Source organism: Collinsella aerofaciens (assembly GCF_901212495.1).
In the GTDB taxonomy this organism is placed as follows: Bacteria; Actinomycetota; Coriobacteriia; order Coriobacteriales; family Coriobacteriaceae; genus Collinsella; species Collinsella aerofaciens_H.
This window is the reverse complement of sequence record NZ_CAAKNY010000061.1, coordinates 17,000-37,263: the sequence shown is the minus strand read 5'-3', so window position 1 is coordinate 37,263 and position 20,264 is coordinate 17,000. Positions and strand designations below refer to the sequence as shown.

The following is a 20,264-nucleotide window of genomic DNA, read 5'->3' as shown; positions in this document are numbered from 1 at the left end:
CGTGCGTGCGCCGAAAGGTGTGCATGGACAGTCACCCGTGAGGGTAGGGTGGTGGCATAGGACATTTGGAGGGTGAGTTGGCTCGGCTGCCGACCGTGCTGCTCCCGGGACGGCATCGACCGCGAGCTCTCCCCGTTGGCGTCGCGCATCGCGCGCGACCCTGCAAGGAGGTCATTATGGGTGCTCCCAAGACCGGCAACGTAAGGAACGTGGTGCTCGTAGGCCAAGGCGGGGTGGGCAAGACCTCACTCGCCGAGGCCATGCTCCACCTTTCCGGCAAGACCGCCCGCCTGGGCGGCCACGATGGCACCAAGCCCACGCTCGACTATGACCCCGAAGAGGTCAAGCGTGCATTTTCCATCTCGACGACCATTGCACCGATCGACTGGAAGGGCGCGCGCATCAACGTGCTCGACGCCCCGTGCTACCCCGATTTTATCGGCGACGCCTTTGCCGCGATGAGCGTCTGCGAGACGGCTCTGTTTGTGGTCGACGCCGAGGCCGGCCCGCAGCCGACGACGGTTAAGCTTTGGTACGCCGCCGAGGACCTGCGCCTGGCACGCGCGGTGTTCGTAAACCGCCTGTCGCGTCCCGAGGCCAGCTTTGCGTCCACCATGGAACTGCTGCAGGAGCGCTTTGGTACACGCTTGGGCGCCGTGACCCTGGGCTGGGGCGAGGGCGAGGACTTTAACGGCATCATCGACCTGGTGCGCATGAAGGCGCGCCATTGCAGCGGCACCGAGGCCGTTGAGTCGGAGATTCCCGAGGAGTATCGTGCCCAGGCCGAGGAGGCCCACGACCATCTGTGCGAGTTGGTGGCCGAGGCCGACGACGAGCTGATGATGAAGTACCTGGAAGGCGAGGAGACGCTGACGCAGGAGGAGCTTGAGGGCTTGTTGTCCAAAGCGATTGCTGAGCGCATCTTTGTGCCGGTCTTTGCGGGCGATTGTATTAAGGAACAGGGCGTCAACTCGCTGATGGACGACATCGCCACGTACTTCCCGGCGCCGACGGACTATGGCGAGATGCCGCTCATCGACGGCGACTCGCTTAAGATCTCGAGCGACGATGACCGTCCGGTGGCGTTTGTGTTTAAGACCCTGGCCGACCCGCAGCAGGGCCGTATCAGCTTTATCAAGGTGCTGACGGGCACGCTTGAGCCGGGTCTTGAGCTGATCAACGCCCGCACGCGCAAGGGCGAACGTCTGGCTCACCTGTATGTGATGTGTGGCCGCGACATGACCGAGGTCGGGCATGCTTATGCCGGCGACATCATCGTGGCGCCTAAGCTGGCTGCCGAGACGGGCGATACACTCTCGATTACCGGCAAGGTCGAGGCTGCGGCGTTTAAGTTCCCCAACTCGCAGTACCGCATCGCCATTGAGGCCGAGAATCGCGGCGATGAAGAGAAGCTTTACACGTTTATCGAGAAGGCCTGCAAGGCCGATCCGACCATGAGCATCGACCGCGACGAGGAGACGGGCCAGACTATCATCTCGGCGGTGGGCGAGGCACAGGTTTCGGTGCTGCTCAATCGCCTTGAGGACCGTACCAAGGTTGTGGCAAAGAGCGTTCCGATCCACATTCCGTATCGCGAGACCATCCGCCGCACAGCAAGCGCCCAGGGCCGTCACAAGAAGCAGACCGGCGGCGCCGGCCAGTATGGCGACTGCTGGCTGCGCGTGGAGCCGCTCATTGGTCCCGACGGCACGAGCGATGGTTATGAGTTTGTTGACGAGGTCGTGGGTGGCCGCATCCCGCGCTCGCTCATCCCCGCCGTGGACAAGGGCGTCCAGGAGACCATGAAGGACGGTATTATTGCCGGCTATCCGCTCACGGGCATTCGCGTCGCGGTGTACGACGGCTCGTATCACAGCGTCGACTCCAACGAGATGGCGTTTCGTGCGGCGGCTCGCATCGGCCTGCGCAAGGCATGCGCCGATGCCGATCCAGTGGTGCTGGAGCCCATCGAGGAAATTACGGTGACGATCCCCGAGAGCTATGCCGGCGCCGTGATGGGCGACATCTCGGCCTCGCGCGGTCGCGTGACGGGTATGGATACCGATGAGCGCGGCGATACCGTGGTTATTGCCCAGGCGCCGCTGGCCGAGCTGACGGATTACTCGACGCGCCTGCGCTCTATCACGCGCGGCACGGGTGACTTTACCATGAAGCCCGCAGGCTATGAGCAGGTGCCTTATGACGTTCAGGCCAAGCTGGTTGAGCGCTATGAGGAGGGCCGCGCTAAGTAGTGTGCGGTTTTGTCTGCAATGAAGGTGCCAATGCAAGGGCCGCTCCGGGTAATCCGGGGCGGCCCTTTTTGATCCCTGGGACTGCAAATCGATTCTTGTCGCGGTTGGGGTCTAGTCCCCCGAGGCCTGGTTGCGGCCGGTGGCGTAGTCGATCTGCACGTGCGGCTGCAGGTTGTAGCAGTACACGTGGAAGCACAGGGTCTTGCCGTGGTCCTCGACCGATTGCGCCTCAAGGCGCACGCCGCGGCAGACGAGTTCCTCTTCGTTGTACATGGGCGTGACGCGGTAGAGCACATGGTTGCCCGTGTCGCGGATGTAGCCGAGGATCTGCTCTTCAAATGGCAGCATGCCCGTCTCGTTGAGATAGCGCGTGCCGGTGAGGAGATTCTTGCGATTGGCGTTCTCGCCGCAGAGCGACCAGGCGATAAGGTGGCAGCGGTTGTAGAGACTCTGACTCGGAATAAAGTCGTAGCGCTGCTGATGCCATCCGGCGGGGTGGATACGAGAGATGTCGCCGCGCTTGCCCTGTCCGAGCGACTCGGGGCCTACGCAGGCGAGCGCCTTGCGAGTGCGGCCCAGACTGTCGAGCTTGGAGAACTTTTTAAAGCAGCCTTCTTCGGTGGCGCGCCCATATTCGTCGAGCGTGAACGATGGCGTACCCAGTGGATGCGTGCTATCGGCGCGAAGGGCAGCGTAGGGGTTGCCGGCGTAGTCGGGAATGCTGCTGAGGTATACGCCGCGGGCGCGGTTGAGGTCAGGGTTTTCCACCTCGTCGATGGGGGTGGCGTTCGAAGAGACATCGTCAGCGGTGCCGGTCGTGGCGGATTCGGAGCCATCGCCGGAGTCCTGGCTGTTTTGGGAGTCTGAGGAACTCGCTGTTCCCGATTCGAGCCGGGCAACCAGGTCTGCCTCGTCATCGGTACGGCTGGGACTCTCGTTTTGCTTCTCGGCCAGAGCCGTCGCCTGCTCATCGCTTTGCGGAGACAACAACTTGGGTGCTCCGTCGATCGACCCTGTGAACAGCGCAAATCCCAGCACCACGGCGGTGCCGATGGAAAGTACTTGCTTGTAGGCGGATTTGCGCGACATTGCGGCTCCTGGATGGACGGTTGAGAATCTACCAGTCTAGCAGGAGCCGACAGGGGCCGTTCTGTCGAACAAATACTTAAGATTTGGGACAAACGCCACGGATTCATTTGCCTCATATTTGACGTATGGCTAGATCGAGGTGGAACCGAGCCAATTGAGTTTGCATTCGAGAATGCGCTGCTCACCGGGCGTACTGCTGCCATCGAGTAGCGCGAGGAGCATCTCGGCTGCCTCTCTGCCTTCCTGGTCGACGGGTTCGATGATCGTGGAGACGGTCGGCGTGGTGAGGTTGGTCCAGTCTTCGCAGTTGAGTCCCAAAAGACCGATTTGCTGCGGAAGTAGATGGGTCATGGGCTGGAGAGCCTTGTAGACACGGGGAAGTGCCCACTGATTTTGCACGAAGATAAGGGTTCGCTTGGCGGGGTTGAGCTTGTATTTAAAGTACTCGGTAAGCTCACTGACCGACGGCTTGTTGTGGTCGATGGGAATCGCTTTGTAGAGCTGTCCGTTCGCTGCCAGTGCCTCGGCATACCCCTGAAAACGCTCCATGCGGGTGCGCATTTCGGTCATGTTGGCGGCAATGGAGAAAAAGTCCTCGTAGCCGGCATCGAGAAGCGCCTGCGTGGCGTTGTACACACCGTCGTAAAGGTTGGTTTTGATCCAGCTGGTACCTGGGCTATAGATGGCCGCATCGAAAAAGACGACCGGCTTGCCGGCGCGTCTAATGCGGTCGTGCACGGCTTTGAAGTTTGCCGTGGGCTGGATGATAAAGCCATCGACGCCCAGCGAGAGCATTTTGTCGACATACATGAGCTCGGTCTCGGGGTTGAAATTGCTGGTGCAAACGACCGTCTGGTAGCCCGCGGGGAGCATGACTTGTTCCATGCCGTTGAGGACGAGGCCCGCCCACTTGTTGGTGTTATCCAAAATGATGATGGCAATGACGTGGGTCTGCTTGCCGGTAAGCGTTTGCGCTTGGGCGTTGGGAACGTATCCGAGTTCCTTGATGATGCGCGCAATCTTTGCCTGCGTCTTCTCGCTAAGCTTTTCTCGTTTGTCGTTGAGGTAATACGAGACACTTGCCGTCGAGGTTCCCGCCTCTCGAGCGACGTCTGCGATCGTAACGCGCTGTTTTGCCACAGCGACTCCTTCCGACAGATGAGCATTTTCCAACATGATGACTTTGAGTCTTGGTGTGGGATGCGCTTCGGTGAGCGACCCTTTCCTTTCATATGAGTATGCAACAAATGCGGTATACGGGTGGGGGCGAAATTTGTGGCCGGCATGCGCATCTGCCGTCTACCGAGAAAATCAAATACTTCTTGACTTTTGAAATCGAGGATAAAATCGCAGGATTCATTTTTGGTTAAACGCATAACTAAATAGCATAACCAACGCTCTGACCTGCGCGTTTACCGAAATAAGCTGGCATTAAGAAAAACGAGCACCTATATTGGTCTTGTCGAAAAGACAGCAAGTCCAAACGGCAGGGGATGCTCCGGAGGCCTCCGCAAACGGTGTCTTGCGCACGCAACTCTATGAAAAGAGGGAAGCAATGAAGATCGTAGGCGTTGCCGCCTGTACCGTGGGTATCGCCCACACGTATATGGCCCAGAAGGCGATTCAGGATGAATGCGCCGCCCGTGGCATCGAGTGCAAAGTCGAGGCTCAGGGTGGTCTGGGTATCGAGAACGAGCTGACGCAGGAAGACGTGGATTCCGCCGACCTGGTGCTCGAGTCCGTCGACGTGGGTGTCGAGAACGAGGATCGTTTTGAGCAGAAAATGGCCGAGGGCAAGTTCCTCAAGGTCGGTACTTCCGATGTGATCGCCGATCCGGTCAAGATTATCGACCAGGCCGTTGAGATCATTAAGGCGACGGGTGGCGCCGTTGACGCACCCAAGGCCGAGGCCAAGGCAGAGAAGAAGGCCGTCTCCGCTGCCCCGCAGGCCCCGACGCCGGCGTCCAAGCAGTCCATCTTTGCCGATCCTGGTAAGACGCTGCTCAATGCATTCAATACCGGCGTTTCCTATTTTATCCCCATCGTCGTTATCGGTGGCGTGTTCCTTGCATTCTCGTTGGCATCCGGCACCGCCGGCGCCAGCGGCATGGAGGTCACCAACCCGCTGATGGTGAGCCTTAACACCATCGGCATGGCCGGCATCTCCATGATGATCCCGGTGCTTGCGGCATACATCGCCTACTCGATGGCCGGCAAGCCTGCACTGGCCCCCGGCTTTGTCCTGGGCTATTTGGTCAACAACGCCGTCGTCACTCCCAGCGGTAACAGCGTTTCGACCGGTTTCTTGGGCGCCATGATCATGGCTGTCATCTGCGGCTACTTTGTCCGCTGGATGAAGACCTGGAAGGTCAACAACACCATCCAGACCATCATGCCGATCCTGATCATCCCGATTCTGACCTCGCTCGTCCTGGGCATGGCCTACATCTACATCTTGGCCACGCCGCTTGGCTTTGTGATGGACTGGCTCACCAGCGTGCTCGGTAGCCTGCAGGGCGGCTCCGCCGTCGTCCTGGGCCTGGTCATCGGCGTTATGACCGCCTTCGATATGGGTGGCCCCATCAACAAGACCGCCTCGACCTTTACCATGGCCATCATGGCCTCCGGCATCTATGGCCCCAACGGCATGTTCCGCGTCGCCGTCGCCATTCCCCCGATCGCCTGCGGTCTTGCCGCGCTCATCGCCAAGAACAAGTTCGATGACGCCGACCGCCAGATGGGCATCTCCGCACTGTTCATGGGCTGCATCGGTATTACCGAGGGCGCTATTCCCTTCGCGGTCAAGGACCTTGGCCACACCCTGCCCGGCATCTGCATCGGCTCTGCCGTGGGCGCCGCTCTTGCCGCCTTCCAGGGCATCGACTGCTACGTTCCGCACGGTGGCTTTATCGTCGCCCTGGCCACGAACAATGTCGCGCTGTTCTGCCTGGACATCGTGATCGGCTCCGTGGTCGCCGCCGCGATCCTGATCGCCATGAAGCCCAAGCTCGACAAGCAGGCTAAGTAAACCTTAAAGGACTCCGGTTGCGCGGAGGGCTGGATTTGACTCCGCGCAACCGCCCCTAAACAACAAAATCCATCCGCACTGAAAGGGCTCGAACCCGGGCCCCAGGGAACTTTTGTCAATAATCCTTAGGAGAAGGAGAACAAAATGTGCAATCTCACCATCCGCCAGGCCGTTCAGGGCATGCTCAAGCTGCAGGACAGCGGCGACCACGCAACCATGGTCGGCATTGGCCCCATGAGCCCCAATCTGATCCAGGCCGTGTTCGAGCTTGCCCGCGATGAGGACTTTCCGCCCATGTTCATCGCTAGCCGTAACCAGGTCGATATGGACGAGATGGGCGCCGGCTACGTGAACGGTTGGGACCAGACGCGCTTTGCCGCCGACATCAAGAAGGTCGCCGACGAGGTTGGCTACACCGGTCCGTACTACCTGTGCCGCGACCACGGCGGCCCGTGGCAGCGCGACGAGGAGCGCAACGCCCACCTGCCCGAGGATGAGGCTATGGAGCTCGCTCGCAAGTCCTTTGTCGCCGACATGGAGGCCGGTTTCGACCTGCTGATGGTGGATCCGACCAAGGACCCCTATCAGATCGGTAAGGTCATCCCGCTCGACGTGGTGCTTCGCCGCACGATCGACCTCATCGACTATCTTGAGCAGTATCGTCGCGAGCACAATCTGCCCGAGGTCGCATACGAGGTCGGCACCGAGGAGACCAACGGCGGCCTGACCTCCACCGACAAGTACGAGGAGTTCATCTCTCAGCTGCAGCCCGAGCTCGAGAAGCGCGGATGCCCCATGCCCACCTTCATCGTCGGTCAGACCGGCACCCTTACCCGCTGGACGGAGCAGGTTGGCCACTACAACTTTAAGAACGCTCGCGAGCTTGCCGATATGGCCAAGCGCTACGGCGTGGGCCTGAAGGAGCACAACGCCGACTACCTGGATGACGCGACGCTGCTCGAGCACATTCCGGCACACGTGACCGCCTCCAATGTTGCTCCGCAGTATGGCACCGAGGAGACCCGTGCCTACCTCAAGCTCTGCGCCACCGAGCAGATTCTGGTCGACAACGGTCTGTGCGATGACCCCTCCGACCTGTATCACACCCTGCTGGTCAAGGCCATCAAGACCGAGCGTTGGCGCAAGTGGATGACCGGCGACGACGTCAACCTGCAGGTCGACGACATCCTTGCCGACGATGAGCTCAGCCTGAAGATCCTGGATGTTTCCGGTCACTATGCGTTCAATGACCCCGAGGTCAAGGAGCAGGTCGAAAAGCTCTACCGCAACCTCGCCGCTCAGGACATCGACGGCAAGCGCTTTGTGGTCGAGCACATCAAGCGCCCGATCAAGCAGTACGTCGTGGGCCTGAATCTTAAGGGCGTCACGACCCGCATCGAGAAGGCTCTTGCCGAGTAAGTAGCTTTTCCTACGCGACGCCGGGTCTGGGGCATGTCCCAGCCACAGGCCCGGCACACGCTGCGCGGACATCTGCCGGGCAATCTGGCGCTCAAACCGTCGCTCGCGTACCAAAGTACGCTTCGCTCCTCTTTCGCGCCACCTTGCCACGGCAGCTGCCCGCTCGCTGACTTTGGTTCGACCGGCGATTCAGCTGTTGTCCTTAGATTACCCGCTTTTTATTTGAAGGAGTAAAGCATGAAGTTCTTTATCGATACCGCTAACCTGGACGAGATTGCTGAGGCCAAGAGCTGGGGTTGCCTGGCCGGTGTTACCACCAACCCGTCCCTGTACGCCAAGACCGGCGGCAAGCTTGCCGACTTTGAGCCGCATATGCTCAAGATCGCTGAGCTCTGCGAGGGGCTGCCCGTTTCCGCCGAGTCTACCGCTACCACGGCCGAGGGCATGATCGAGGAGGGCAAGCGCCTCGCCGTCCTCGCCCCCAACATCGTGGTCAAGCTCCCCGTGTGCGAGGCCGGCCTCGCCGCCTGCCGCGCACTGGCCGATGCGGGCGTGCGCGTCAACATGACGCTCGTCTTCTCGCCGACGCAGGCCCTTATGGCCGCCAACGCCGGCGCCCGCTACATCAGCCCGTTCGTCGGTCGTTTCGACGACATCGCCGAGGACGGTATCTCGCAGCTCGACAACGTCGTGACCTGCATTAAGAACTACGACTGGACGGGCAAGAACGTTGACGACACCGTCGAGATCATCACTGCCTCGGTCCGCACGCCCAACCACGTGACCCAGGCCGCGCTGCTCGGCGCCGACATCGCGACCGTGCCCATGGCAGCCCTTAAGAAGTGCCTGCACCATCCGCTGACCGATCAGGGCCTCGCGAGCTTTGAGGCTGACTGGCAGAAGGTCGTCGCTCAGGCTTAACGAGTGGATTGCCCCGGTATCGCGTCATCCGGTGTCGGGGTTGTTCTCAAGAGAGGAATTCGTATGACCAACCAGGAGCTGGCGAAGGTCGCCAATGAGGTCAGGAAGGGTGTCGTGACGGCGGTTCATGCGGCCAAGTCGGGGCATCCGGGCGGATCGCTTGGCGCAGCCGACATTATGACCTACCTCTACTTTGCAGAGATGGATGTCGACCCGGCGGATCCGCGTCGCGCCGACCGCGACCGCTTCGTGCTTTCCAAGGGCCACTGCGCCCCCGCCCTCTACGCCGTGCTTGCCGAGCGCGGGTTCTTCGGCAAGGAGGAGCTCGAGACGCTCCGTCATATTGGCAGCCGTCTGCAAGGCCACCCCAATATGAACGACACCCCGGGCGTTGACATGTCCACCGGCTCGCTCGGCCAGGGCATTTCCGCTGCGGTTGGAATGGCACTTGCCGCCAAGCACTGGGGCGACAGCTACCGTGTCTACACGCTGCTGGGCGACGGCGAGTGCGAGGAGGGACAGGTGTGGGAAGCGGCCATGTTCGCCGGTAACCATGCGCTCGACAACCTTGTGGCGGTCGTTGACCACAACGGCTTGCAGATTGACGGAACGATCGACGAGGTCAACTCGGCGATGCCGCTCGCAGATAAGTTCCGCGCCTTTAGGTGGCATGTGATCGAGCTGGCCGACGGCAACGACATGGAGCAGGTTGCAGCTGCTTTCGCCGAGGCTCGCAAGGTGAGCGGCGCGCCTGTGGCCATCATCGCCGAGACGGTGAAGGGCAAGGGCGTCTCCTTTATGGAGAATCAGGTGGGCTGGCATGGCAAGGCGCCCAATGACGAGCAGTTCGAGCAGGCTATGGCCGAGCTCACGGCAGCAGGGGAGGAGCTCTAATGGCAGAGGTCAAAAAAGTCGCCACGCGCGTAAGCTACGGCGAGGCGCTTGTCGAGCTGGGCAACGAGCGCGATGACTTCGTGGTTCTCGATGCCGACCTGGCGGCCGCCACGCAGACCGGCAAGTTTAAGGCCGCCCATCCCGAGCGCTTCTATGATGCCGGCATCGCCGAGAGCAACCTGATGGGCCTTGCCGCCGGCATCGCGACCACGGGCCGCGTTGCCTTCGCGAGCACCTTTGCCATGTTTGCCGCTGGTCGCGCCTTTGAGCAGGTCCGCAACTCCATCGGCTACCCGCACCTCAACGTCAAGATCGGCGCTACCCACGCGGGCATTTCGGTGGGCGAGGATGGCGCTACGCACCAGTGCTGCGAGGACATCGCGCTCATGCGCACGATTCCGGGCATGACGGTGATCGTTCCCGCCGACGATGTCGAGGCTCGCGCCTGCGTGCGCGCCGCCTACGAGTTTGAGGGACCGGTCTACATGCGCTTCGGCCGCTTGGCGACGCCGGTCATCAACGATCGCGAGGACTATGAGTTCAAGATTGGTCGCGGCGTGGTCATGCGCGAGGGGTCCGATGTGACCATCGTCGCCTGCGGCCTTATGGTCGCCGAAGCGCTTGCCGCTGCCGAGGCGCTCGCCGCCGATGGCATCGATGCCGAGGTCATCAACATGCATACGATCAAGCCACTCGACGAGCGCCTGGTTGTCGCCAGCGCAAAGAAGACCGGTCGCGTGGTCACCGCCGAGGAGCATTCGACTATCGGCGGTCTTGGCGAGGCGGTTGCCTCGGTGCTTGCCGAGCAGCATCCGGTGCCGATGCGTCGCGTTGGAGTGCGCGATGTGTATGGCGAGTCTGGCCCCGCGGTCGATTTGCTGCACAAGTACGGTTTGGATGCCGACGGCATCGAAGCCGCGGTCAGGTCCGTGCTGTAAGGAGGGTTTTTCATGGGATTTGTATCTGCCAATCAGGTGACAATCGGACACGCCGCCGCCTCGCGTGAGGATGCTCTGCATTATTTGTCCGAGCAGGCTGTCGAACTTGGCTTTGCCGATGACGCGTCTGCCGTAGAGGCCGCCTTTATTGCTCGCGAAAATGAGGCCGAGACCGGTCTTGTCGCTGGCTTTGCCGTTCCGCATGCCAAGAGCGATGCGATTCATACGCCGGGCGTTGCGGTGCTTAAGCTTGCCGAGCCCGTTGAGTGGCCGAGCTTTGACAGCGTGCCCGTCGATGTTGCGCTTGCACTGTATGTTCCCGCGGGCGAGGCCGGCACCACGCATCTGCGTCTGCTTTCCAAGGCGGCCGTGATGCTGATGGACGCTGGTTTCCGCGACAAGGTGCGAGAAAGCACCGATCCCATAGAGATTGCCGAGCTTATCAACGCCGGCCTCGAGGGCTAGAACGGTCTTTCCGTTCAATCAATCGATCCTTCTCCAAGGAAAAGGGCCGCGACGCCATAAGCGCCGCGGCCCTGCTTGCGTTTGCCCAGATAAAACCGACCAAAATAAACCTATAGGTTACGCCGTTTTACAAACGGCGTAACTGCTCGGCGCTGCGCAGGCCCCGGGCACGGCAATCTGACGTTCAACTTCGCGGGCGCGACCAAAAGGTCAGCGCCCGCTTGTTTCACGTCACCTTGCCGCACCCGGAACTCGCTCGCTCACTTATGCTCAATCTGAATTAGTTAATTTAGGACGGGGCTTTTTTGACTAGTTGGGCAACTAGGCTGGCGCAAATAGTCAAAAAGTCCCGTCCAAAAAGACCGATCTGGTGTCGCGCCACAAAAACGGCCTATCTACTACGTTTGACCCGCACCGGTCGACCATGGCCGTGTTTTCTGAAAATCGGTAAGCCGTCTACCTGCGGTTTTAATTTCGTGTTTTTCGGCATGGTCGAGGGTGGCCAGCGAAACGTAGTAAATAGGCCCATTTCGTGGCGAGCAGTCCGATTCACGGTTCAAGGCAACCGGCTTCGAATGATCATTTGGAAGTTGCGGTGGAATAGTTCCTGTTTGGGCGCAAAAAGCCGTTAAACAGGAACTATTCCACCGCAACTTATCGGGATACGCTACTGGTTCATGTTGCCGTGGATGTAGGGGGTGACCTCGGGGGAGATGTGGGCGCAGCCCAGCTCGCGCAGCGCGGACTCGATGGCGGCGGGCAACGGGGTCTTGTCCTCGCCGTCGACGGCGGCACCGCCGAGGGCGGCGATCTTGGCGACATCTGCGGGCGCGGCCTCGATATGCATGCAGCCGTCGACCAAGCGCGCGCGTACCTGCGCCAGGTCGAGATCGTGCAGGTAGTCCTCGCAGGCGCGGATTAAATCGACCTTCTCGCGCGTAAGCTCCTCGCCCGTGGGGACGCGCGTGGCAAGACAGGCTCCCGCCGGCAGGTTCCAAACGGGATAGCCCCATGCGCGCAACAGCTCACGCTCTTCGTCCTTGGTAAAGCCGACCTCCATAAGAGGGGAGCGTACGCCGAGCTCTTCTGCGGCGCGCATGCCAGGGCGGTAGTCACCGCGATCGCTTGCATTGCTGCCATCGATGACGGTGGAAAAGCCGAGCGACTTGGCGTGGTTGACGATGGCGGTAAAGCCGGCCTGCTTACAGTGGTAGCAGCGATTGGCATCGTTGCAGGCTACTTGGGGGAGCTGCAACTGATCGACCGAAAGATTGAGCACAGGGAGCTTAAAATGCGGCTCCTCATTGGCTTGCCCGTCAACGGACCGCTCAAACGAAGCCTGTTCAGGCGTGCCGATGAGCGGCGTGGTGAGGTGAACGAGAAGCGTGCTGGCCGGCATGATGCGGGCGCAGACCGCGGCTAAAAAGCTGCTGTCGACGCCACCGGAAAAGCCGATGGCGACGCGTCCGTATGCCAAAAGCAGCTGTTCGAGCGCTGCGAGTTTGTCCTGAAGCTCCTCTGCAGGTGCGGTGGTGTCTGAAAGCATGAAACGTTCCTTACCAATGTGTACTCGGTCGAAAACTATAATCCTACCGAGCTGCTTGTCATAAGATTTCTACCTATGTAATGAAAGCGCAATATGGTATATACGTTATATACAAGTTGCCAAATGCGGTAGAGTTGCGGCAATGCGACAGCGAGAGTCGATGGGGGACCGATATGATCAAGGCTGTTATTTTTGACATGGACGGAACGCTGGTCGATACCGAGCGTCTGGGCATCAAGGCATGGAAAGCCCCCGCTGCTGAGCTGGGTGTCGCGATTGATGACACGCTGATTCATCAGTTTATCGGTCGCACGCTGCCCGATGTCATGGACATCCTTGAGGTGCATTACGGCAGCAGAGAAACCGCTGAGGCGATCTATCATCGTCACAAGGAGATTCGCGACGAGATGGTCAAGACCGAACTGGAACTTAAGGCCGGTGCCGCCGAGTGCCTGGACGAGCTGCTGGCCGTGGGCTATCACGTGGGCCTTGCGACGTCATCGCGTCATGTCACGGCAGAACGCAACCTTAAGATGGTCGGTCTCTTTGACAAGTTTGAAACGGTAACGTGTGGCGAGGACGTCGTGCATGGCAAGCCCGACCCCGAGATGTATCTGCTCGCCTGCGAGCGCGCGGGCTTTGTCCCCGAGGAATGCGCCGTGGTCGAGGATTCGCGCAACGGCTGCGTCTCGGGCATTACGGCTGGCTGCCACGTCTTTGCCGTCCCCGATATCGTGCCGCTGCCGCAGGACGTGGTGGATGGCTGCGAGGCCGTGCTCGATACGCTGTTCGATCTGACGGCGGCGGTCAAGGCCGTGCGCTAGACTCTGCACCTGAGCCATTTCAATAGCATTTTAAAGATGCGGCCAACCGTTTAGCTGGGTGTCCGCATCTATATCCAAGATCCCGATTGCGCCCGTGGGCGTTGTCTGCCGCTAGCGGTGACGACAGCGGCGCCTGCGCGGAATCGCTGATACGGTCAGCCCCTCTTATCTCGCCAAGACTGCAGTTTTGGCCGATAAGAGGGGCTTTGTGCTTTAAATAATCGAGGCAGCCGCCTTGGCAAGAGGTTGGCGGGGCTTTGGACGTTACGAGTTACTCCAAGAGCCAGTCGATTACGTTGCGCTTGCGAACTCCTTCGTAGTTTGCGTCAGCAAATAGCGTGTCGAGCGTAAGAAGCGTCTTGGGATAGTTGTCTCGGACTTTCTTAAAGGGGGCCAACTCGCGGTTGAGGGTGGTTTCGTCGAGCGTGGTGGCTGAAACCTGAAAATAGGCCGTCTCGTCTGAGCCTAGGGCAACAAAATCGATTTCCCCATCATCGATATCGCCCACGTAGACGTCGTATCCGCGGCGTAGGAGCTCGAGATAGACAACATTTTCGAGGATATGACCGATGTCGCTGCTCTGAGTTTTGACGAGAGCGCCTCTAAGTCCAAGGTCTACGGCGTAGTATTTGCCGTTTGTTGTAAGAAGCTGTCGACCGCGTACGTTGTAGCGCGGCGCTGAATACAGTACTTGACTGTCTGTTAAGCCTTTGAGGTACTTGGCGACGGTCTTCTGATCGGTTTTGTTGCCGTTGGACGAGAGCGTGTCGGAGATTTTTTTAACCGAGGTTCGGCTTCCGACGTTATGGAGTAGGAATTTGGTGATATCGCGCAGGGTCGAGACGTCCGAGACCTTCAAGCGTTCGATAACGTCGCGTATGACTATGGTGTCGTAGAGACTCATAAGGTAATCACGCGCCTGGGGGCCCTGGATACCCGTTTCGGCGATAAAGGGAAAGGAGCCCCGGGTGATGTACTCGTCAAACAACTGGGTAGGAGCCTTTCCGCCATTGGTTTTTGCCGAGCAAAACTCTTTAAAGGAGAGGGGCAGCATCTTGAGCTCTACGTAGCGACCGGATAGTAAGGTTGCCAGCTCGCTCGAGAGCAGATAGGCGTTGGAACCGGTTATGTAGAGATCGACATTATCCCTGATAAATAGGCTGTCGACGGCTTTTTCGAAGTGCTCGACATGCTGTATCTCGTCCAGAAAAACGTAGTTCATCTTATCGGGGACGAGTCTGGCGGAAACGTAGTCGTAGAGTGCTCTATACGACGTAAGAGACTCGAACTCCAGATCTTCAAAGTTGAGGGATATAACTTGGGCATCTGTGGTTCCATGGTCGCGCAAATGACCACGGTAAATCTCGAATAGCTTCGATTTGCCTGACCTACGCACGCCCGAAACGACCTTGATAACATGCGAGTCTTTCCACGAAATGAGCCAGTCGAGGTACTGTTTGCGGTCAATCAAATCCATAAAGCCTCTCCCTGGGTCTGAAAACATTGGAACAAAATCAATATTTATATATAATTACAAAAAATATGGAACCGAATCCATTTTATCAAAATGACTCATAAAAATATGGATTGAATTCCATAAATATCCGTAGCTGCAGCCTTGGCTAATGGGCGTGGGGCCAGTAAAAAGCGCCGCAGCGGGGCTGTTTCCGCTGTGGCGCTTTTTTGCTACAGGTAGGCACCGAGGTTGATGGCGGTGGCTTCGACGTGGGTGCTCGCCTGGGTGCTGGCGCGCTCGAGGAGGAACGGCCGCACGAGTTCTTGGCGGTTGATGTCCTCGGCGGCGGTGACTGCGGTGACGGTGCGCGCTGCAGAGCCGACGTGGATATGTTTGGTCTTTGTCGGGACCTTGTTCTCGATTTGCTCCATCAGCAGTTGGACACCCTTGCGGCCAATTTCGTAGCCCGGGGGTGCCACCGTGGTGAGGGGGACCGACCCGCTCCAGGCAAGCGGATTACCGTCGCAGCCGGCCACGCGAACCTGCTCGGGGACGGAGATGCCTTTGTCGACCAATGCCGAGATAACACCCGAGGCTAACACGTCGGTCAGGCCGACGACAAAATCGGGACGTTCGTCGGCAGGGCGCCCGGCAATCTGAGCGCCAATGCTGTAGCCGTCGGCTGCGGTATTCCACTCTCCGGCGTCAATGACCTCAATTTTGATATCGGGATGCAGGGCGAGGGCCTTGTGAATGCCAAGTACGCGCAGGGTGAGCTGCATGAATGCCGCTCTACCCACAACGGTGATATGGCGTGCACCGCGGGCGATGGCGAGCTCGGCGATAATGCGCCCCTGCGCCTCGTTGTCGGCGGCCACGTAATAACCGGGCTCGGAACAGTGGATGTCCAGATGGACGATCGGCACGGGCATCTTGGCCATGGCGGGGTGCCAGTCGGGGGACGCCATGGGCTGAACCATGACGCCGGACATTTGTGTGCCCATAAAATAGCGCAGGTAATGGTCCTCGAGAATATCGTCGTTATCGGCGTTGGCGATGAGTAGGTCGTAACCGTGCTTACGGGCCTCGTTATGGGCGCCGCTGGCAATTTGGAGCGAGAAGCCGTGGTCGAGACGGGGGAGGACCAGGCCAAAGGACTTGGTGGTGCCGCCCGCGAGCTGACGGGCGCTTTGGTTGGGCAGGTAGCCAAGGCGACTGATGGTCTCGTTGATGAGCTTGAGGGTCTCGGGGCGCAGCTTTTCGGGGTGGTTGAGTGCGTTGGAAACCGTGCCCAGCGAAACCCCTGCCTCGCGCGCGACATCGCTGATTTTTACCTTTGCCATAGCGGCCCCTTTGATGCGTTTCAAGTACAAGCCAGATTGTAGCATCGCCCACCCCTAGGGTGTCAAAACCTTCCAATTGGGGACAGGTTTATTGTGGTAGGTTTTATCTGGGTAAACGCTGGAGCCAAAGCCACCACAAAGGTGCCTGTCCCCCTTTGTAGTGGTTTTGATGCGGCTGGGCTGCGCGCTCAACAGTGGAGTGTCTACAATAGAAGCCGTTTTGAACGTAGATTGAAAGGCTTTGGTATGACTCGCTCTGTTTCTCGTCGTGATTTCCTGAGTTTGCTCGCCGGTGCAGCATTAGTTGCGGCGAGCGGTTGCGCTGGCAATGGCGCTGACAAGGGCTCTGCCGCTGGTTCTGCTGCGGGTGCGGGCGACGATATCAAAGGCGCCAAGCTCACCTTTGTGGGCGACGATGCCTTCGCGCCCTATCGCTATCTGGAGACGCAGTCGGACGGCAAGCAGAAGGTTGTCGGCCTGGATATCGCCATTGCCGATGAGATGGCCTCGCGCCTGGGCTTTTCTTACGACTTTGAGCCGCAGGACTTTGCCGCCACGCTTGCATCGGTGCAGAGCGATGACAAGGCCTTTACCATGGCGATGAGCTCCAACGAAGAGCGCGAGCAGACGTACGACTTCACGCGCGGCTATTATCAGCCGCTCGTAGGCGTTCTCACACTTGGCGGCGATCCTGTTAAGCGCGTCGAGGACCTTGCCGGCAAGTCCATCGCCTGCACCACCGGCACCGTGCAGAACAAGTTCATCGCCAAGGTCATGCCCGATGCCGATATTCACACGTACGACGGCGGCGACCAGTGCCTGCAAGAGGTGCTCGCTGGGCGCATCGATGCCTACCTGTGCGACGGCGCCGAGGGCCAGTCCATGCGCGATGCGAACGAGGGCCTGGTGCTGGGCCTGCTCGATCGTTCCGAGACGAGCGGTCATGTAGGCGTGTACCGCCTGATGGCCAAGAAGGGTGCCGGCTTTGTCGCGGCGCTTGACGAGTGCATCGGCGAGATGCTCGAGGATGGCACCATCGACGGCTATATCAAGCAGTATGTGGGCGCCGACTTTATGTGGAACGGCGACTATTCCGCTTCCGGCACGTCGACGGTTGCCGGAAAATAGCGATCCGGTGAGGAGCACGCCAAGGGCATGCTGATGAAGTTTGAACTGCTAGAACCATATATACCGATGTTTATGAGCGGCCTGGTCGTGACCTGTCAGGTGACGGCCGCCGCGCTGGTCATAGCGCTTGCCCTGGGCTTTCTCATTGCCGTGCTCAAGGTTTTACCCTGTCGCCCGTTGCATACGGTGCTCAGCTTCTACACCTCTATCTTTCGCGGCGTGCCGCTTATCGTGCTGCTCTTTTTGGCGTATTTTGCGACGCCGCAACTCACGGGTTTTAAAATATCGATGTTTGCCGCCGGTGCCATTACGCTGGGGCTTAACGGCTCAGCGACGGTGTCCGAGACGGTACGCGGTGGTGTCGAGGGCGTTGACCGGGGTCAGTACGATGCCGCTCGGGCCATCGGGCTTCGCTATGTTCCCATGATGCGCAAGATCGTTGTTCCGCAGGCGATGCGCTCGATTGCCCCCGCCCTGGTCAACGAAGTGATCACGGTCCTCAAGAGCTCCTCGCTGGTGGCAACCATCGGCCTGATGGACATGATGCGTGCCGCCCAGAGCGTGCAAGCGCTCACCTATCGGGCCTTTGAACCGTTTTTGGTGGCGGCCGTGGTCTACTACGTCATTGTCATGGCGCTCACTGCCCTGGGCAATCGGCTCGAGCGTCATCTGCGCCTCTAGAACCGGTCAAGCCACCGCAAAGGCGCCTGTCCCCATCGTGATGGTTTGGGCATGTGTGCATCGGGTGGTATCTAAGTTGAGATACCACTTCTGGTATATCAGCTTGCGCTTGCGTGAGTACAATACTCGAACGTTATACGTCTCAGCGCCCCCTGCGCGTGGACGTCTTGCAGTCACGCGAACGAAGGGATTTATCCTATGTGCGGAATTGTCGGCTACACCGGCTCTGATATTGCAAAGAGCATCCTGGTCACAGGCCTTAAGCGCATGGAGTATCGCGGCTATGACTCCTCGGGTGTCGCGCTCGAGGTGGGCGAGGGCGCCGCGGCGCACCTCGACGTTATCCGCCGCGTGGGTAAGGTTGTGGGTCTGGAGAGCGAGCTTTCCAATATCGATAGCGACGCAACCTGCGGTATCGGTCACACCCGTTGGGCCACCCACGGCAAGCCTTCCGTCGTTAACGCTCATCCCCACACTAGCTGCGACGGTCGCATCGCCATCGTCCACAACGGCATTATCGAGAACTTCGCCGAGCTGCGCGAGGAGCTGGAGGGCCGCGGTCATCACTTTAAGAGCGAGACCGATACGGAGGTCTTCGCGCATCTGATCGAAGAAGCTTATGTCGAGACACACGACCTGATGGCCTCCGTGCGCGAGGCCTGCACCCACGTGGTAGGCGCCTATGGTTTGGCCGCCGTGTGCGCCGACGAGCCCGGCGTGATCGCCGTGGCCCGCAAGGATTCCCCGATCGTAGTCGGCGTGGGCGAAACCGGCTCATATGTCGCCTCCGACGTCATCGCGCTTATCGATGCCACCCGCGATGTCGTGGTGCTCGAGGACGGTCAGTTTGCCAAGCTTACGCCTGCGGGCGTCGAGTACACCGACGAGGCCGGCAATGTCATCGAGCCCAAGGTCACCCACATCGATTGGGATCTGGATATGGCCGAAAAGGGCGGCTATCCCGACTTTATGCTCAAGGAGATTCACGAGCAGCCTCGCGTCGTGCGCGATACCCTGGTTGGCCGCATGACCCCCGCCGGTGAGCTCGATATCGACGAGCTGGGTCTTTCGCTCGAGGAGCTCAACGATATCGACCGCGTCTACGTGATCGCCTGCGGCACCAGCTATCACGCCGGACTCATCGCCAAGAACCTTATTGAGGGCTGGGCTCGCATTCCCACCGAGGTTGAGGCTGCCAGCGAGTTCCGCTATCGCAACCCCATCATCACACCGACGACGCTCGTCGTTGCCGTGTCCCAGTCGGGCGAGACGGCCGATACCCTCGCCGCCATTCGCGATGCGCGTATCAAGGGCGCTAAGGTCTTTGGCATCACCAACGTGGTGGGCAGCCCGGTGGCGCGCGAGAGCGACGGCGTCATCTACACCAAGGCCAACAAGGAGATCGCGGTCGCCTCGACCAAGAGCTTCATCGGTCAGGTTGTGAGCCTGACGCTGCTGGCTCTGCTGCTGGCGCAGGTCAAGTACCGTCTGACCACCAAGCAGACGCGCATGATGTTCCGCGAGCTTTCCGATACGGCCGAGCAGATCCAGTGGATTTTGGACACGCAGACCGAGGCCGTGCACGAGGCCGCCCTGCTGTGCAAGGACGCGCAGTCGGCGCTGTTCGTGGGGCGCGGTATGGGCGCTGCCATCTCCTACGAGGGCGCACTCAAGCTCAAGGAGGTCAGCTACCTGCATGCCGAGGCGTATGCTGCCGGCGAGATGAAGCACGGCCCCATCGCGCTGATCGATCCGGGCTTCCCCGTCATCGCCGTGGCCACCAAGAGCGCCACCTACGACAAGACCGTGTCGAACCTTATGGAGTGCAAGGCGCGCGGTGCCAAGGTCATCGTCGTTGCCACCGAGGGCGACGAGGAGATCAACAAGATCGCCGACTGCATCATCCGCGTGCCGGCCGTCCGCGACGTGTTCAGCCCCATCACGGCGAGCGTCCCGCTGCAGCTGCTCGCCCGCGAGGTCGCCGTCCTACGCGGCTGCGACGTCGATCAGCCCCGTAACCTCGCTAAGAGCGTCACAGTAGAGTAGTTGGTTCCGCTGTTCTGCCGAACGGCGGACCTGCCGACGCTGCGCGGGCCGCATTCACGCCAATCTGACGTTCAATTTCGAGGGCGCGACCAGAAGGTCAGCGCTCTCTCATTTCACGTCACCTTGGCGAAAATGCGGCCCACTCGCTGCTGGTGACTGACATCGAGCGTCCCGTCATCGGCCCGCTTTAACGACTAAGGCTCGGCCCCGTTGTGGCGAAGTCGGGCCTTATTG

Annotated in this window: 16 protein-coding genes; 11 read left to right on the top strand and 5 right to left on the bottom strand. The window is 59.8% G+C overall.

Translation table 11 applies throughout. From position 1 onward, the window contains the following. The first annotated feature begins 176 nt into the window (after window positions 1-176). Window positions 177-2,252 carry an elongation factor G gene (locus tag SFLMC1_RS07230; protein ID WP_152073220.1) on the top strand — a complete coding sequence of 692 codons (2,076 nt, stop codon included), beginning with the start codon at window positions 177-179 and terminating at the stop codon, window positions 2,250-2,252. Window positions 2,253-2,363: 111 nt separating this feature from the next. Here SFLMC1_RS07230 and SFLMC1_RS07225 read toward each other — a convergent pair whose 3' ends face one another. Then, window positions 2,364-3,341, bottom strand: a complete 978-nt coding sequence (locus SFLMC1_RS07225) for a DNA/RNA non-specific endonuclease (RefSeq protein WP_152073219.1) — start codon at window positions 3,339-3,341, stop codon at window positions 2,364-2,366. A 129-nt stretch (window positions 3,342-3,470) separates the two neighbouring features. Further along, window positions 3,471-4,481 carry a LacI family DNA-binding transcriptional regulator gene (locus SFLMC1_RS07220; RefSeq protein WP_226814184.1) on the bottom strand — a complete coding sequence of 337 codons (1,011 nt, stop codon included), beginning with the start codon at window positions 4,479-4,481 and terminating at the stop codon, window positions 3,471-3,473. Window positions 4,482-4,896: 415 nt separating this feature from the next. Here SFLMC1_RS07220 and SFLMC1_RS07215 point away from each other — a divergent pair, with 415 nt between their 5' ends. The 6 genes from SFLMC1_RS07215 to SFLMC1_RS07190 all read left to right on the top strand — a co-directional run bounded on the left by SFLMC1_RS07215 (window position 4,897) and on the right by SFLMC1_RS07190 (window position 11,006). Continuing rightward, entirely contained in the window at window positions 4,897-6,369 is a 1,473-nt protein-coding gene (locus tag SFLMC1_RS07215) for a PTS fructose transporter subunit IIC (protein WP_152073217.1), read from the top strand. Window positions 6,370-6,513: 144 nt separating this feature from the next. After that, window positions 6,514-7,788, top strand: a complete 1,275-nt coding sequence (locus SFLMC1_RS07210) for a class II D-tagatose-bisphosphate aldolase non-catalytic subunit (protein WP_152073216.1) — start codon at window positions 6,514-6,516, stop codon at window positions 7,786-7,788. Window positions 7,789-8,025: 237 nt separating this feature from the next. Further along, window positions 8,026-8,709 (top strand): fructose-6-phosphate aldolase, encoded by a 684-nt coding sequence (gene fsa, locus SFLMC1_RS07205; protein WP_152073215.1) that lies wholly within the window; start codon window positions 8,026-8,028, stop codon window positions 8,707-8,709. A gap of 63 nt (window positions 8,710-8,772) precedes the next feature. Further along, a complete protein-coding gene (locus SFLMC1_RS07200) occupies window positions 8,773-9,603 on the top strand; it encodes a transketolase (RefSeq protein ID WP_152073214.1) in 831 nt (276 codons plus the stop codon). Beyond that, on the top strand, window positions 9,603-10,541 hold the full coding sequence (locus SFLMC1_RS07195; RefSeq protein WP_152073213.1) for a transketolase family protein: 939 nt from the start codon (window positions 9,603-9,605) through the stop codon (window positions 10,539-10,541). Before SFLMC1_RS07200 ends, SFLMC1_RS07195 begins: the two co-directional genes overlap by 1 nt. Window positions 10,542-10,553: 12 nt before the next feature. Then, window positions 10,554-11,006, top strand: coding sequence for a PTS sugar transporter subunit IIA (locus SFLMC1_RS07190; RefSeq protein ID WP_152073212.1), 453 nt, complete (start codon window positions 10,554-10,556; stop codon window positions 11,004-11,006). Between the two features lie 667 nt (window positions 11,007-11,673). Here SFLMC1_RS07190 and SFLMC1_RS07185 read toward each other — a convergent pair. Further along, the gene (locus SFLMC1_RS07185) at window positions 11,674-12,552 is read right to left on the bottom strand and encodes an ATP-dependent sacrificial sulfur transferase LarE (RefSeq protein ID WP_152073211.1); all 879 of its coding nucleotides are present in this window, start codon (window positions 12,550-12,552) and stop codon (window positions 11,674-11,676) included. Between the two features lie 173 nt (window positions 12,553-12,725). On the opposite strand from SFLMC1_RS07185, the gene SFLMC1_RS07180 reads away from it, so the two are divergent. Then, window positions 12,726-13,376 (top strand): HAD family hydrolase, encoded by a 651-nt coding sequence (locus tag SFLMC1_RS07180; RefSeq protein ID WP_187323900.1) that lies wholly within the window; start codon window positions 12,726-12,728, stop codon window positions 13,374-13,376. Between the two features lie 271 nt (window positions 13,377-13,647). Here the strand turns inward: SFLMC1_RS07180 and SFLMC1_RS07175 are convergent, their stop codons facing one another. Both SFLMC1_RS07175 and SFLMC1_RS07170 read right to left on the bottom strand, forming a co-directional pair. Further along, window positions 13,648-14,853, bottom strand: a complete 1,206-nt coding sequence (locus SFLMC1_RS07175; RefSeq protein WP_152073209.1) for an ATP-binding protein — start codon at window positions 14,851-14,853, stop codon at window positions 13,648-13,650. 209 nt (window positions 14,854-15,062) lie between these two features. Further along, window positions 15,063-16,175 carry a LacI family DNA-binding transcriptional regulator gene (locus SFLMC1_RS07170; protein ID WP_226814183.1) on the bottom strand — a complete coding sequence of 371 codons (1,113 nt, stop codon included), beginning with the start codon at window positions 16,173-16,175 and terminating at the stop codon, window positions 15,063-15,065. A 246-nt stretch (window positions 16,176-16,421) separates the two neighbouring features. Between SFLMC1_RS07170 and SFLMC1_RS07165 the strand changes: the two genes are divergently transcribed. The 3 genes from SFLMC1_RS07165 (at window position 16,422) to glmS (ending at window position 20,030) form a co-directional block, all read left to right on the top strand. Beyond that, on the top strand, window positions 16,422-17,303 hold the full coding sequence (locus SFLMC1_RS07165) for a substrate-binding periplasmic protein (protein WP_152073207.1): 882 nt from the start codon (window positions 16,422-16,424) through the stop codon (window positions 17,301-17,303). 33 nt (window positions 17,304-17,336) lie between these two features. Continuing rightward, entirely contained in the window at window positions 17,337-17,984 is a 648-nt protein-coding gene (locus SFLMC1_RS07160; RefSeq protein WP_187323899.1) for an amino acid ABC transporter permease, read from the top strand. Between the two features lie 198 nt (window positions 17,985-18,182). Further along, window positions 18,183-20,030 carry a glutamine--fructose-6-phosphate transaminase (isomerizing) gene (glmS, locus tag SFLMC1_RS07155; RefSeq protein ID WP_152073205.1) on the top strand — a complete coding sequence of 616 codons (1,848 nt, stop codon included), beginning with the start codon at window positions 18,183-18,185 and terminating at the stop codon, window positions 20,028-20,030. Window positions 20,031-20,264: the final 234 nt, after the last annotated feature.

Bases quoted from the DNA above. Each gene is read 5' to 3' on its own strand.
- SFLMC1_RS07230 (WP_152073220.1), top strand. From the start codon at position 177: ATGGGTGCTCCCAAGACCGGCAACGTAAGGAACGTGGTGCTCGTAGGC.
- SFLMC1_RS07225 (WP_152073219.1), bottom strand. From the start codon at position 3,341: ATGTCGCGCAAATCCGCCTACAAGCAAGTACTTTCCATCGGCACCGCC.
- SFLMC1_RS07215 (WP_152073217.1), top strand. From the start codon at position 4,897: ATGAAGATCGTAGGCGTTGCCGCCTGTACCGTGGGTATCGCCCACACG.
- SFLMC1_RS07210 (WP_152073216.1), top strand. From the start codon at position 6,514: ATGTGCAATCTCACCATCCGCCAGGCCGTTCAGGGCATGCTCAAGCTG.
- fsa (WP_152073215.1), top strand. From the start codon at position 8,026: ATGAAGTTCTTTATCGATACCGCTAACCTGGACGAGATTGCTGAGGCC.
- SFLMC1_RS07200 (WP_152073214.1), top strand. From the start codon at position 8,773: ATGACCAACCAGGAGCTGGCGAAGGTCGCCAATGAGGTCAGGAAGGGT.
- SFLMC1_RS07195 (WP_152073213.1), top strand. From the start codon at position 9,603: ATGGCAGAGGTCAAAAAAGTCGCCACGCGCGTAAGCTACGGCGAGGCG.
- SFLMC1_RS07190 (WP_152073212.1), top strand. From the start codon at position 10,554: ATGGGATTTGTATCTGCCAATCAGGTGACAATCGGACACGCCGCCGCC.
- SFLMC1_RS07185 (WP_152073211.1), bottom strand. From the start codon at position 12,552: ATGCTTTCAGACACCACCGCACCTGCAGAGGAGCTTCAGGACAAACTC.
- SFLMC1_RS07180 (WP_187323900.1), top strand. From the start codon at position 12,726: ATGATCAAGGCTGTTATTTTTGACATGGACGGAACGCTGGTCGATACC.
- SFLMC1_RS07175 (WP_152073209.1), bottom strand. From the start codon at position 14,853: ATGGATTTGATTGACCGCAAACAGTACCTCGACTGGCTCATTTCGTGG.
- SFLMC1_RS07170 (WP_226814183.1), bottom strand. From the start codon at position 16,175: ATGGCAAAGGTAAAAATCAGCGATGTCGCGCGCGAGGCAGGGGTTTCG.
- SFLMC1_RS07165 (WP_152073207.1), top strand. From the start codon at position 16,422: ATGACTCGCTCTGTTTCTCGTCGTGATTTCCTGAGTTTGCTCGCCGGT.
- SFLMC1_RS07160 (WP_187323899.1), top strand. From the start codon at position 17,337: ATGAAGTTTGAACTGCTAGAACCATATATACCGATGTTTATGAGCGGC.
- glmS (WP_152073205.1), top strand. From the start codon at position 18,183: ATGTGCGGAATTGTCGGCTACACCGGCTCTGATATTGCAAAGAGCATC.